Raw genomic sequence first — 13,930 nt, forward strand, 5'->3', positions numbered from 1 at the left:
GAGAACATGAGAGACAAGAAGTCTATAGAGGCAAGTAATGGGAGCTTGCTAGCGAGTTTGTCGTTGATTGGAATGCTGATTCCGACATCGGCAGTAATGGCTCAAGATGTTGCGGGCGCTAGCCCGGTGCTAACTGCTAGGCAATCGACACCCACTGATGCCCAAGCTGCGACGACATCTGACATTGTTGTGACGGCGCGTCGTTCGGACGAGCGGCTTCAGGATGTTCCTGTAGCGGTGACGGCGTTTGGCAGTGAGGCTCTGGCTGAGCGGCGGATCAGCACGGAAAGCGATTTGCAGATAGCGACGCCTGGATTGACGGTGCGGTCGGCGGTATCATCGAACCAGATCAACTATGCCATTCGCGGCCAGTCGGTAGACGGCTTTTCCTTTTCGTCTCCTGCGGTCACGGCCTATTTCAACGAGGTGCCGACCGGCGGTACATCGGCAACGTCGCTGTTCGACCTGGAATCGATTCAGGTTTTGAAGGGGCCGCAGGGCACGTTGTTCGGGCGCAATGCGACCGGCGGTGCGGTGCTTTACGCGGCGAAGAGGCCGGATGAAGAATTTGGCGGCTATGTCAAAGGCGGCTACGGCAATTTCAACAATGTCGAGGTCGAGGGCGCGATCAATATCCCGCTGACGGACGGCATTGCGGTCCGCTTCTCGGGCCGCTCGCAGACCCGTGATGGGTTTCAGCATAATCTGATCGATGGCAATGACATCAATTCGATCGACGCCCAGATCGGTCGTGTCAGCCTGCTGATCGCGCCATCCGGTTCGGGATTCAGCAATGTCACCGTCTTTCAGCGTGGACAATATGGCGGCTCCAATGGCGGCCTGAGCGTCCAGAATGCCAACGGCGTAAATGGCGCCCCTGCGACCTATGTTGATCCTTCGGACGGCCTTACCAAGCCTCTCGTCACGGCCATGCGTGATCTGCACGGCCCCGATGCGCTGGGTGCCGGGCAGGGGAGTTCGACGGATCCCCGGGTGAATGCCCTGTATAACGGTATCGGAGATTATCTGACCAAGCGTCAGGCCGGACTGGCCGACGGCTTCTACGACGTGTCGATCAACCGTGACCAGCGCCACCGCGCGGACCAGGTGTTTTTGTCGAACACGACCAGCTATGAACTGAGCGACACAGCGACGATCAAGAATATCTTTGGCTATAACAAGGTCGTCTCGGAGGATAATCTGGATGTCGATGGTAGCCCCTACGAGTTTTTCGGAGCGCAAGGTGGGCCGGATCAGGAAAAATGGGGAAAGACCTATTCGGGCAACGGCTATATCTTCGGCACCAAGCAGTGGTCGAACGAACTGCAGCTTTCTGGCGAAATAGGCGCTCTCAAATATATCGTCGGCGGGTTCATCTCCCAGGAGAAGACCTGGTCGTATATTCCCGTGACGATCGCGCCAGATCTTGGACTGCCGTATCTGGGTTCCTATGACAGCACCAGCAACGACAAGTCCAAGGCGCTCTATGCCCAGCTGACCTATGCGCTGACCGATCGCCTCAACCTGACCGGCGGTCTGCGATATACCTGGGAGAATGTCGGCATCCGGTTCAATCCGGGAAGCGCGAGCGACCCCAAGCTGCTTGGCGCCCTCAATTCCACTAAGGTCAAGGATTCCAAGCCAAGCTGGCTGGTCAGCCTCGACTATAAGGTTACGGACGATCTGCTCCTCTACTTCAACCAGCGCGGCAGCTGGCGAACTGGCGGCTTTAACGGCACCTCCGGAGCAAGTTTCCCGAATCCGGATTTCTTCAAGCCGGAAACCACCTATGACTTTGAAGTGGGTGCGAAATATGCCGGCCTTCTGGGTTCGATCCCGGCGCGCGTCAATCTTGCGGTCTATGACCAATATATCAAGAATGTGCAGCGCACGATCTATCTCAACAATGCCGCGCTTGCCGGCAACGCCAACAAGGCGCGGGTGTCGGGCGCTGAACTGGACGGCAATTTCACCCTGGCGGACGGGTTCGATGTAGGCGGGGCGTTCAGCTATACGGACGCACGCTATACCGATAACCGGGCGCTCGTTGGCGGGCAGGGCTTCTTCTTCGGGCCCTATGCCGACGCGCCGAAATATACCGGGTCGGCGTTTGCACGGGCATCGACAGAGTTCGGCGATGCCGGCGAAGTGGCTTTGCGTGGCGAAGTCTACGCCCAAAGCCACTTCTTCTACAGCAACCTCAACAACACGGTTCTGCCCGGTACCCGGATCGGCGGCTACAAGCTGATCAACGTTCGCGCAGAATGGAACGAAATGTTCGGGTCGAAAGTGAGCGCAGCTTTCTACGTCAACAACCTTACCAAAGAAAAATACTACACCGGTGGTATCGCCCTGGGCCAGGTAACCGGATCAAACTCCACTACCCCAGGCGCACCACGCATGTATGGCTTCGAACTCAGCGCAAAATTCTGAGATGGGGAGCCTGCGAGCGGACTAGGTAGGGCCTGCGTCCGCTCGCAGGGCAAATGCATAGGAAAATCCAGGCGTTGCCGACATGCCTGCGGCCGGCCTCGGAGTCGCACCCAGGCTGTCGAATCGGTATGCAGAATATATTCGGGCACGGATGCCCGCCATCCTGTCACCTCCCGTCATGAGGAGGCGTCCAAAATTGTTCAGGGCCGCGATGCGGCGATTTCCTGGTTGTTACGTAGGGAAAAGGCCCTGATCGTGTCAGTCGACGCGGGGGCAGTTTTCGGCCTCGCCATCATCGGCGATGTCGTGCTGGCCGGTCGGGCGGCCCCTTCCTGACGGTATATAACGATCTTGGGTTCTCGCTCGACGCTGGTACCACTTGGCTGCTTCCCGCCTCGGCGAACTCACGAGGCTCAACGCACCGCGATCGGAGGCGCGCGGGTCGATGTGGAGGGGCCTTGCGCTTAGGACTTGTTTAGCAGTGTTTCACGACGATGTTCTTGCTAAGCAGCAAGCAAGCTAGCAGTGCTAATGAGCGAAACGGTCGCGAGGACTGTCACGCGTACGTGGGACTGTTGCTATCCAGTTTAAAACTGAACTTGAGATCAGCTTGAGCGCAAGGCGCAGTCCATTGCTGCGGCTTCAGGCGGACCGGAAGGACTTGAAGGCGTTTCCGCTTTCCTGGAGAAGAGAGAGCCGAACCTTTCCGATCACCGGCCGAACGGAAAACAGTAGGATGTCCGTATGGGACAATCCAAACCCTCGAACCTTTGATCGTAGTAAGTCGTCTTTGCAGATGGCAAGGGCCATTTCGCGCGTTTAGGTACAATCTGCGTTCGTTTCCAAATATGATCAGAGCGCAGCCTATCTGTTACGATTGGAGACGCTCTGATTTGTCATCTATCAGGTTAGTACTGCCCACTCCGCCAGCAACTGCGTCCCACCTGCGCCGGCAGGACATGGCGGCGCTCCGGCCCGGCCCGGAGTGCGCGAAAAGCGCGGTGCGGGGCCCGCCTGAACTACCCCTGCTTGTTTGATATAGACACCGCGCGCGATCATATGAGGATGGTTCGGCGCTTCGTGCAATTCTAGCACCGGGGCGAAGCAGGCGTCGCTCCCTTCCATCATAGCACACCAGGCGTCGCGCGACCGCAGCGAAAACGCCTCGGCGATCAGGCGGCGCTGCTCCGGCCAATTGACGGGATCGTTGCGCCGCGGAAATGCGCCCGGATCCAGTTCCAGCAATTCGATCAGCCTTGCAAAAAATTTCGGCTCCAGCGGCCCTACCGAGACGTATTTTCCATCCGCACAGGCATAGCAGCCATAAAAGGACGCTTGGCCAGCCAGGAGATTTATATCCCGTCCCATGCCGGTAAGGCCGGTTGCTACGATGCCTTGGAAAAAGGACATCAGCGACGCCGTGCCGTCGACGATCGCCGCGTCGATCACCTGTCCATGCCCTGAGACGGTCCTTTCCAGGAGAGCGGAAACAATGCCGAGGGCGAGATACAGCGCGCCGCCACCGAAATCGCCAACCAGGTTTAGAGGGGGTGAGGGCGGGCCTTCCCTGGGGCCGACCGCGGCGAGCGCACCGGTCAGTGCGATATAGTTGATGTCGTGCCCCGCCGCCTGCGCGAGCGGGCCGTTTTGACCCCATCCGGTCATGCGTCCGTACACGAGGCGAGGATTGCGGGACAAAGCAACATCCGGTCCAAGGCCCAGCTTCTCCATCACCCCCGGACGAAAGCCCTCGATCAGCACATCGGCCTTGCCGATTACATCGAGGCCAAGCGCAACATGTTCGGGATTTTTCAGGTCGAGCTCCAGCGATCGCCGGCCCCGCCAGGTGACGTCGGAAGGATGTGGGCTCTCGCCCGGCCGATCGATCCGGAGAACGTCTGCGCCCAAGTCGGCCAGGAGCATTGTGCAGAATGGCGCTGGACCGAGCGCGGCGAACTCGATCACACGGACACCGACTAGCGGACCCGATTTGACGTACTCAGCGGTGCTCATCAGAGCGTCCGCGCGATCAGCAGTTTCATGATCTCGGTGGTGCCCCCATATATACGCGTCACGCGCGCATCCTTATACGCCTGAGCGATGGGATATTCGGCCATGTAGCCATAGCCGCCAAACAATTGCAGGCAGCGATCGACGATGCGTCCCTGCATCTCCGACACCGCAGCCTTGGCCATGGATGCGGTCGCGCTATCGAGCCTTCCTTCGAGCAACAACTGAATGCACCGCTCGACGAACGCGCGGGCCATGACCGCCTCTGTCTTGCAATCGGCCAGCACGAATTGGGTATTCTGAAAATCGATGATGGCCTGTCCGAAGGCCTTTCGCTGTTTGACATAGTCGATCGTCAGCGCAAGCACATGCTCGATCCCCGCCAAGGCTTGAACTGCGATGACGAGCCGTTCCTGTGGAAGCTTCTCCATCAGCATCGAAAATCCAGCGCCTTCCTCGCCAATGCGATTGGCCTTGGGCACGCGCAGATCGTTGAAGAACAGTTCCGAGGTGTCGGCACATTCACGGCCGATTTTTTCCAGGTTGGCGCCACGGCTGAAGCCGGGAGCATCGCGGGTCTCGACCCCGATCATCGACAGAGATCGCGACCCCTTGCCATCGCCGGTGCGTGCGATCACCAGGACGAGGTCGGCATGTTGTCCGTTCGTGATGAAGGTCTTGCTGCCATTGATGACGTAGCTGTCGCCATCATCCACTGCGGATGTGCGAATGGCCTGCAGATCGGACCCCGTGCCCGGCTCGGTCATGGCAATCGCCAATATGATTTCGCCAGAACAGATGCCGGGCAACCAGCGCTCCTTCTGCTCCTGTGTCCCATATGCGATTACGTAAGGCGCGACCACGGCATTGTGGAGCGTCAGATCCCAGCCTTCGATGCCGGCCCGCCCGAGCTGCTCGGCCAACACCACTTCGTGCCGGAAATCGCCGCCCGCTCCGCCAAATTCTTCGGGGATCGAGATGCCCATCAGGCCCGCTTCCGCAGCTTCCGTCCAAATTTGGCGATCAACGATACCCTGCTCCCGGAAACGGGCCATACGCGCGGGCGGAAGCCGATCCGCGACGAACCGGGCTACCGAATCAGCGAACATCGTGATTTCATCTGCGGCCATGAAATCCGGCTGCAGAAGCCCAAGCACACTCTCCATACGCCTCTCCAAACTGCAACAGTGAAATTTATTCTCTACCCATCATGCCTGTTGCCTTAGGCTCATATAGCATGATACGCCACAAATAATTACAACGGGTGCAATTATGGATAAAAATCCCCTTCCGGAGTTAGGGCCAGCGGACGACGTGCTTATCGCGTCGATGGGCGTGATGACGCGTGGCAGCCCCGCCATGTTCGCGCGCCGCCGTCGCATTTTGCATGAAGCACGGCGCCTGATGGTCGAAGCGGGCGTCGAAGGCATGGCGATGCGAGAATTGGCCATCCGCTCCGGCGTTTCATCACGAACTTTGTACAACGCATTCGGAAGCAAGGAGGCCTTGATCGCCGCTGCCGTCCGCCAATACTATGACAAATTCCTGCGCGCCTTGTCCGATGATCGCGACGTCTACACCTTCGACTGGGTGCTCAGCGGGATCGTCGCAACCAATCTTCGCAATCAGCAGCTCCGCGATTACCTGTCGGTACTGGTCGGTCAGTATTTCGCGACCTCCGCCGACGACGCCATTCGCGTGGAATTACGCCGCATCGCGGCCGGTTTCATAGTGCCCTGGCTCGAAGTAGCAGAGGCCCGTCGGCAACTGCGCCGCGGGACCGATATCGCGCAGTCGGTCAGCCATATTGCCAGTCTCCAGTATGCGATGAATCAGGAATGGTTAGCGGGCTACATCCCCGACGACGCTTTCGTGCCAACCGTGCTTCGCGGGGTGCTAACCTATCTGGCCGGTTTCGTCCGCGGCGTCGCGCTTGAGCCAATCGAGGCTTTGCTCCTCGACCTTAATGGCCCGTCTAAGCAGGTCACCGGAATCATCGCGGTAGAGGCGGCAAGAATCAGGGCCATTTTGGACAGCGCTAGTGGGCTGTGGCCCGCCGACAGAACCGCCATTGCGCGCGACCAGACGGAGCCAGGGACCTGACAGGAAATGCCGACTGAAAGCTGCTTGCGGACCGACATAGGGAGAGGATGAGATGAAGATTATTGAAGGCGTTGCCGCCGTAGTTACTGGCGGCGCATCGGGTCTGGGCGAGGCAACCACGCGCCTGCTCGCCAGTCAAGGCGCAAAAGTCGCGATATTCGATCTCAGCGAAGATCGCGGACAGGCACTGGCGAAGGAGATCGGCGGGCTGTTCTGCAAAGTCGATGTGACATCCGATGAGGAAGTCGACGCCGCTTTCGTGAAGGCGCGCGAGGGGCATGGGCAGGAACGGATCCTGGTCAATTGCGCCGGGATCGCGAACGGCTTCAAGACTGCCTCCCGCAACAAGGCCGATGGCCGAACCGCACGCTTCCCGATGAAGGAGTTCGAACGGGCGGTGCAGATCAATCTGCTGGGCACCTTCCGCTGTATCGCGGCATCGGCGCAAGGGATGCTGGACCTGGAGCCGCTGGACGACGGGGAACGCGGCGCCATCATTTGCACGGCCAGTGTGGCGGCGCAGGATGGCCAGGTAGGACAGGCCGCCTATTCCGCGTCGAAGGCGGGCGTGCTTGGCATGACGTTGCCGATCGCGCGCGATCTGATGGGTGACGGCATTCGCGTCAACACGATTTTGCCCGGCCTTTTCATAACGCCGATGATGAAAGGCCTGCCTGAAAATGTGCAGGTGTCGCTCGGCGCGTCGGTGCCGTTTCCAAAAAGGCTGGGTAACCCGGCCGAATATGCTGCGCTCGCACTGCATATGATCACGAATGGCTATATTAACGGCGAATCCGTTCGCCTGGACGGGGCGATCCGTCTCGCTCCCCGCTGATTAGGTGAGATCATGACCGAAGCATATATTTTCGACGCCGTCCGGACCCCCAGAGGCAAGGGTCGCCCGGATGGCGCACTGCACGAAATTACCGCACTTTCGTTGGCGGCGCAGGCTCTGGAAGCGATCAGGGACCGCAACGGCCTGGACACGGCGCTGGTGGACGACGTCATCCTGGGCTGTGTCATGCCGGTCGGCGAACAAGGCAGCGACATCGCGAGGATCGCCGCGCTGGTCGCTGGCTATGACGAGACCGTGCCAGGGGTACAGATCAACCGGTTTTGCGCCTCCGGGCTCGAAGCGTGCAACATGGCCGCTGCCAAGGTGGCGCTCGGCGAAGCTCGCTTCGTCGTCGCGGGCGGCGTCGAGTCCATGTCGCGCGTCGCGCTAGGAGCCGATGGCGGCGCAATGATGGTCGACCCGACCTTCGCCTTCGACCATTATTATACGCCTCAAGGTATTGGCGCCGACATGATTGCGACGATCCACGGCTTTAGCCGCAATGATGTCGACGCTTACGCCGTTGAAAGCCAGCGCCGTTCTGAGCGCTCCTGGCAGGAAGGGCGCTTCGCCCGCTCCGTTGTGCCCGTATTGGACCAGGCCGGGATCGTCATCCTCGATCGTGACGAGCATATGCGGCCGCAAACCGACATGCAGTCTCTGGGCGCGCTCAAGCCGGCGTTCGTCAAGATGGGCGAAGCGGGCTATGACGCGGCTGCCCGCGCGCGCTACCCCGACATGGGGCCGATCAACCATGTGCACCATGGCGGCAATTCTTCTGGTATCGTGGATGGCGCGTCGGCCGTCCTGATCGGGTCGAAAGCAGCGGGCGAGGCCGCGGGTTTAAAGCCCCGTGCACGCATATTGGGCACCGCGTCCGTTGGCTCGGAACCGACGATCATGCTGACCGGCCCCGAAGCCGTGACGCGCAAGCTGCTGGATCGACTTGGCATGACGACAGCGGACATCGACCTTTTTGAACTCAACGAAGCCTTCGCAGCGGTCGTGCTGCGCTATATGCAGGCGCTCGAACTGGATCCCGGCAAGGTAAACGTGAATGGGGGCGCAATCGCCATGGGCCACCCGCTGGGTGCGACGGGCGGTATGATACTGGGCACCATGGTCGATGAACTGGAGCGCTCGGGCAAAGAGACCGCGCTGATCAATCTCTGCGTGGGTGCCGGCATGGGCACCGCGATCATCATAGCGCGCGTCTGAGGGGAACTGACATGAACAATTTCACGCTAGATGTGGGCGACGACGGCGTCGCTCTCATCACCTTCGACCTGGCCGGGCGATCGATGAATACCATTACGCACGCCGTCCAGTGCGAAATCGGCGAATTCACTGAAACGATCCGTGAAGACGATCGGATCATCGGTGCGATCCTCCGCTCTGGCCAGCCGACCGGCTTTTGCGCGGGCGCCGACCTTAACGAGTTGAGCGCCGATATCGAACGTTGGGCGCCGGCGAAATCGCAGGAGGAACTGCGGGCCGCACTGAGCGAGGCGAGTGACTTCAGCCGCCGAATCCGCGCACTCGAAACTGTCGGAAAGCCCATCATTGCCGTCATTGAGGGCGTGGCGCTGGGAGGGGGATTGGAACTGGCGCTCGGTTGCCATCGAAGGATCGGCGTGCTCGGTGATAATTTGCGGCTCGGATTACCGGAAGCGACGCTAGGGTTGATGCCCGGAGCGGGAGGCACGCAGCGCCTGCCCCGGATCATCGGTCTCAACGCCGCGCTCGCCTATATTCTCGACGGCAAGCCAATCACCGCAGAGGATGCGATGGCGACGGGAATCCTCCATGAACTCGCCGCTCCGGAACAGGCGATAGCTATTGCACGCAAGTGGATCATGGACGGCGTATCCGCAACCGCCCCCTGGGATGAAAAGGGCTATCGTCTACCCAATGGCGGGCCTCACACGCAGGCCGGCTATGCCGTCTTCGGACCTGCGATAGCGGCGCGGCGCGGCGCGGCACGCGATGCGGACGCCAACATCCTCAAGGCCCTTTACGAAGGGTCTCAGGTGCCGATCGACGCGGCGCTTCGCATCGAAAGCCGGTATTTCTTCAACACGCTACGCACCCCGACGGCTGCGAAACGTGTCGGAGATTTCCTTGCCAAGCCGCGAGCGAAGGCCTCTGCCGCCTGATCCGCCAAAAGGACATATTCGGTTCAAAACATGGGTGCGGCCACCACTCCAGACATCGGCTCGGGCGAAGTCCTGATTTATGACGAAGGGAATGGTGGTCGCCTCCGGTTTAACCGGCCTAGCGTCATCCACGCTCTGAACGCAAGGATGTGCGGTTCCATGATCGTAGCGCTGCTGGAGTGGGCAAATCGTTCCGACATCAATGTGGTTCTTTTGGATCATGCGGAGGGGAGAGGTTTTTGCGCTGGCGGTGACCTGGTGACTCTGATCGACAGCGTGATGCGGCAGGATGGGCAGGCCGAAATCTATCTCCGATCGAAATATCAACTTGACCATCTCCTGTTCACCTACGCGAAACCGATTGTTGCATTCATGGACGGCATCGTCATGGGCGGTGGCGTCGGTATCGCCCAGCCTTGCCGCTACAGAGTGGCGACCGAGCGCACGCTTTACGCCATGCCGGAAACGAAGATCGGATCGTTCCCCGATGCGGGCTCAGGGCGCTATCTGTCCCGTTTGCCCGGGCGGATAGGCCAATATGTCGGTTTGACGGGCGCGCGGCTGAGCGGTGAAGACTGTGTCGCGCTCGGCATTGCCACCCATTTCGTTCCATTCGACAGGGTGGATGACTTGAAAGCGGCGTTGTTGACGACAACCGCAGGTTCAGCCGAAGTGCTGGCGCGGTTCGAAGCTTTGCCACCGCCTTCGCCAGTGCTGACCCTTCAGCCGATGATAGATCGGCTCTTCGCGTCCGATCGCTATGAGGACCTCCTGATCGCGTTGGCAGAAGACAGAGGAGAATGGGCGGCTTCGCAATATGCGCTGCTCGAGAAATTGTCGCCCCAGGGTTGTCGCATCACCCTGCAACTTCTGGCAAGAGGCGCGGGAATCAAGGATTTCGCCGAGGAGATGGCCATGGAATTTGCCGTCGCCAGCAGGGTTGTACGCTCCGCCGAATTCATCGAGGGCGTTCGCGCCCTCATTATCGAAAAAAGAAGCCCGCGCTGGGGTGAATCAGGCAGCGGTCATGAGACCGACCTTTATATCGACTCTTTTTTTGCGCCCCTTTCTCCAGAGAAGACTTGGCGTCCACTAATCATAGGCGGCGCAGATGGTGTCTGACTGGCTTTCTTATTCACGCCGAAAAAAATGCTTCGCCCGAACCGAATGCGCGGCCGCATTCCCGCGCCCAACGCTCATATCCGCACTGGCGAACGACCACCAAATCTGGCGCTGGCGTTCGAATGACATCTTAAGCTGAACGGAGAATGGTTTGACCGACTGTGGACCTACTCAACACCGATTCGTCTCGCAACGACTGTCACTCAACTACTTGGACTGGGGCAATCCCACTGCACCCTTGCTATTGCTTATACATGGCGGTCAGGATCATGCACGCAGCTGGGATTGGGTGGCGCGCTCCTTGCGCGATGAGTGGCATGTGGTCTGCCCAGACCTGCGTGGACATGGCGACAGCAGCTGGTCGCGGGACGGCAGCTATTCGTTGCCCCTTTTTGTGGCGGACTTGGCTCAACTGGTCGATCATTTAGACGAGTCGCCGGTTTCGATTGTGGCTCACTCTCTCGGCGGTGGAATCGCATTACGCTACGCCGGACTTTATCCTGAGCTAGTTCGCAAACTAGCTGTTATCGAAGGCCTGGAAATCTTGCCGATAGATCACAAGCCAGATTTGCCGATTATCGAAAGCTGGAGGACATGGATCGAGCAGCGCCGCGCCCTAAGCGCTCGATCGCCCCACCGGTATGCCACTCTGGAAAATGCCTGTACGCGCATGCGGGAGGCTAATCCCCACCTCACAATTGACCACGCGCAGCATCTGACAATCCACGGATTGAAACGCAATGAGGATGGCAGCTGCAACTGGAAATTCGATAATTATATCAGGGCACTCATCCCGATCGACCTCTCTGAAAATCCCGAGGAACTCTGGAGAAATATACAGTGCCCGGTCTGGTTAGTACACGGTGCTGACAGTTGGGCTATTCATCCCGAGCGAGATGGAAAGGCTGACCACTTCAAACATGTCCTCGTCACGAGTTGCGAAGCGGCGGGTCATTGGGTTCATCATGACAGGTTTGACAGTTTTTTACATGATTTACAGGCATTTCTCTAGGGTCATTTGGAACTGAAGCGAGTTACATTGTATATCTTGTTCGAAGGAAGGCATTTATGGCGAACGCATCTGCGAAGGGGCGTATAGAGCCGTTGGTGGTGACGGCAGCGGGAGCGCGCGTATCTTGAGCGACAGGTGCGGCGGCACCGGAATCGCGTTCATTGTCAGAACAGTGCCGGATCATATTGCGCTGCGCCGGCGGGCTACAAAGCAAGGTCGTGGCGACTGAGCTTGGCGTTTACGAGTATGCGGTGGGCAAGTGGCGTCGGCGCTTTTTGGCCGACCGTATTGACGGGCTGCTGGACCAAGCGCCCCCTAGCACCGCGCACGATCGATGACGATCAGGTCGCTGCTGTGATCGAGCGGACACTGCTCACGACGCCTACAGATGCCACGCACTGGTCGATCCGATCGATGGCGGCTCAGACGGGCTTTCGCATGCTACGCCGCCGCATGTGGAACGCCTTCGCTGTCAATCGGCCCTCTAATTGCGGGTAGCTGTCAACCTTAATGATACCGCTTCGTCAGGGTCATGGTCCTTTTCGAGGTCAGTGCCTCATGATGGTTTTCGGGGCGGGTGCCTCTATGTGTGCAACAATGTTGGCTTGCGCCACAACAGCCGATTGACCGAGGTCACTTCACCACCGTCCTGACGACGGCACCACTGGCGTTGTGCCTACACGCCGTGATTTTGGGCGGGTTAAGCAGGCATCATCGCATTCTTCTTACCCCATTCAAATTCGGTTCCGTCGGTCCAGATGTCCCGCTATACCCACCGGATCGCCATCTCGAACCGCCGGTTGATCAGCTTCGACGAGAAGGGCGTCACGCTGCGCTACAAAGATTACCGTCGCGATGGACCCGAACGCCAAAGCGTCATGACGCTCGCGACCGACGAGTTTAGCCGGCGGCTCATGTCGCACGTCCTGCCTCGTGGCTTCCATCGTATCCGGCATTACGGTCTGCTGGCCAGCTCATCGCGCAAAGCCAACCTCGCGCCTGCTCGCGCATTGCTCGAGGTAGCTGCGCCGCCTGACGAGGCTATCCTCGACGAGCCCGTCGATCTGCGACCACCATGCCCTTGCTGCGGCGGGCATATGATCATCATCGAGACCTTCGAACGCTGGCGACAACCGCGAGCACCGCCGGACATCCTGATGCCGATCCCGGAGATTACGTCATGAACCGGCATGAACTGCTCCATATCCATCCTGTCAATGCGTCGTGGCAAGAAACCACGGCGCTTGCGCTGGAAGCGATTTATGCCGCCGCTCACAACCAGAATGATGGCAGCACGCACCGATTATGCTGCTTGCTCCAGACAAAATGCCGACCGCCTGGTTCGCGTCCATCGCACCCCACCGGCGATTGTGCCAGTCCGCGGACCGGCACCGATCCGAAATCCCCTAGCCTATCGCCTGAGGCCCCGCGGGTCGTACATATGAGACTTTCGTACGCCTGCTGGCGCCCGAAACCTTTCGACAAAGCCGCCGTTGCCGTTCATGAACGTGAATGATGGGTTTTTGATGAACCGACCGTTCGTGAAAATGTTGGACATCGACTGAATTACCAGGATTGCGCATCATCATAGGTGGCATTGCGGACCAAACCGGCAGGATGGTCAATTCCGCGTGTTCCGCAGTGCGCAATACAGAGCCTGTCGCAAGGTTGTGTCGCGTGCTGCCAGTGCCCCCAATCCGAACGATGGTGACTGCCGCCGCCTGATCGTCGGCAAGCCAGTCTTCCGGTGTCCGGGCCAGAGCCTCGGCCATTCCAGGCTGAAACCTATAGGCACCGTGCGGAACACCGCGAATCAACTCACCGACCAAGCCCGCACCATTCATGTCATTAAGGCAGGACAAGGTTACTTGGGCGTGCCGCCGCGTCTGAGCGTTCGCAGGGGAAAATCCGGGCCGACCTGATGAAGATCGTGAATTAACAACGCGGCTCGTCGATCTTGAAGTTTTTTACGATTTAGACGATGGAAATCGACCCGAAGAAACTGTGGTCCACCGTCACTCGCGACCTCCACACGATCGTCGGCAACAAGGTCGCGTCCAAGGAGCGACGGGCACCTTCCGCTTCCTCTCTCGCTTTTACTGTCATTCGAGCCGTGCATCGGGGCAGCGCTGCTCGTGGCGAGCTTCATGCTTACCGCCGCGCCGGCGTGGGCCGCCCAAGACGGTGGACGCGGGCCACGGCCGTCAGGTCCACGGCGCCGGCTGCAACTTCACCGCCGAGCTTCTAGCCATGACGTAC

Annotated in this window: 9 protein-coding genes and 2 pseudogenes; 9 read left to right on the top strand and 2 right to left on the bottom strand. The window is 59.3% G+C overall.

Going from position 1 to position 13,930, the window contains the following annotated elements; translation table 11 throughout:
* Positions 1–189 precede the first annotated feature (189 nt).
* Positions 190–2,433, top strand: coding sequence for a TonB-dependent receptor (locus KFK14_RS05380; RefSeq protein WP_212610162.1), 2,244 nt, complete (start codon positions 190–192; stop codon positions 2,431–2,433).
* A 903-nt stretch (positions 2,434–3,336) separates the two neighbouring features.
* Here KFK14_RS05380 and KFK14_RS05385 read toward each other — a convergent pair.
* Both KFK14_RS05385 and KFK14_RS05390 read right to left on the bottom strand, forming a co-directional pair.
* The gene (locus tag KFK14_RS05385) at positions 3,337–4,446 is read right to left on the bottom strand and encodes a CaiB/BaiF CoA transferase family protein (RefSeq protein ID WP_212610163.1); all 1,110 of its coding nucleotides are present in this window, start codon (positions 4,444–4,446) and stop codon (positions 3,337–3,339) included.
* The gene (locus KFK14_RS05390; RefSeq protein WP_212610164.1) at positions 4,446–5,609 is read right to left on the bottom strand and encodes an acyl-CoA dehydrogenase family protein; all 1,164 of its coding nucleotides are present in this window, start codon (positions 5,607–5,609) and stop codon (positions 4,446–4,448) included. Before KFK14_RS05390 ends, KFK14_RS05385 begins: the two co-directional genes overlap by 1 nt.
* A 106-nt stretch (positions 5,610–5,715) precedes the next feature.
* Between KFK14_RS05390 and KFK14_RS05395 the strand changes: the two genes are divergently transcribed.
* The 8 genes and pseudogenes from KFK14_RS05395 to KFK14_RS05430 all read left to right on the top strand — a co-directional run.
* Positions 5,716–6,546 (top strand): TetR/AcrR family transcriptional regulator, encoded by an 831-nt coding sequence (locus KFK14_RS05395; RefSeq protein WP_212610165.1) that lies wholly within the window; start codon positions 5,716–5,718, stop codon positions 6,544–6,546.
* A 52-nt stretch (positions 6,547–6,598) separates the two neighbouring features.
* Positions 6,599–7,381 carry an SDR family NAD(P)-dependent oxidoreductase gene (locus KFK14_RS05400; RefSeq protein ID WP_212610166.1) on the top strand — a complete coding sequence of 261 codons (783 nt, stop codon included), beginning with the start codon at positions 6,599–6,601 and terminating at the stop codon, positions 7,379–7,381.
* Positions 7,382–7,393: 12 nt separating this feature from the next.
* On the top strand, positions 7,394–8,599 hold the full coding sequence (locus KFK14_RS05405; protein ID WP_212610167.1) for an acetyl-CoA C-acetyltransferase: 1,206 nt from the start codon (positions 7,394–7,396) through the stop codon (positions 8,597–8,599).
* A gap of 11 nt (positions 8,600–8,610) precedes the next feature.
* Positions 8,611–9,537, top strand: coding sequence for an enoyl-CoA hydratase-related protein (locus KFK14_RS05410; RefSeq protein ID WP_212610168.1), 927 nt, complete (start codon positions 8,611–8,613; stop codon positions 9,535–9,537).
* Between the two features lie 30 nt (positions 9,538–9,567).
* Positions 9,568–10,659: an enoyl-CoA hydratase/isomerase family protein gene (locus KFK14_RS05415; protein ID WP_212610169.1), complete on the top strand. Its 1,092-nt coding sequence runs from the start codon at positions 9,568–9,570 to the stop codon at positions 10,657–10,659.
* A 151-nt stretch (positions 10,660–10,810) separates the two neighbouring features.
* Positions 10,811–11,671, top strand: coding sequence for an alpha/beta fold hydrolase (locus tag KFK14_RS05420; protein ID WP_212610170.1), 861 nt, complete (start codon positions 10,811–10,813; stop codon positions 11,669–11,671).
* A 56-nt stretch (positions 11,672–11,727) separates the two neighbouring features.
* Positions 11,728–12,145: pseudogene (locus KFK14_RS05425) on the top strand (helix-turn-helix domain-containing protein); the annotation flags it as partial.
* Between the two features lie 284 nt (positions 12,146–12,429).
* Positions 12,430–12,855, top strand: a pseudogene (locus tag KFK14_RS05430) (transposase); the annotation flags it as partial.
* Positions 12,856–13,930: the final 1,075 nt, after the last annotated feature.

The organism is Sphingobium phenoxybenzoativorans (genome assembly GCF_018286635.1).
GTDB classification, from domain to species: Bacteria; Pseudomonadota; Alphaproteobacteria; order Sphingomonadales; family Sphingomonadaceae; genus Sphingobium; species Sphingobium phenoxybenzoativorans.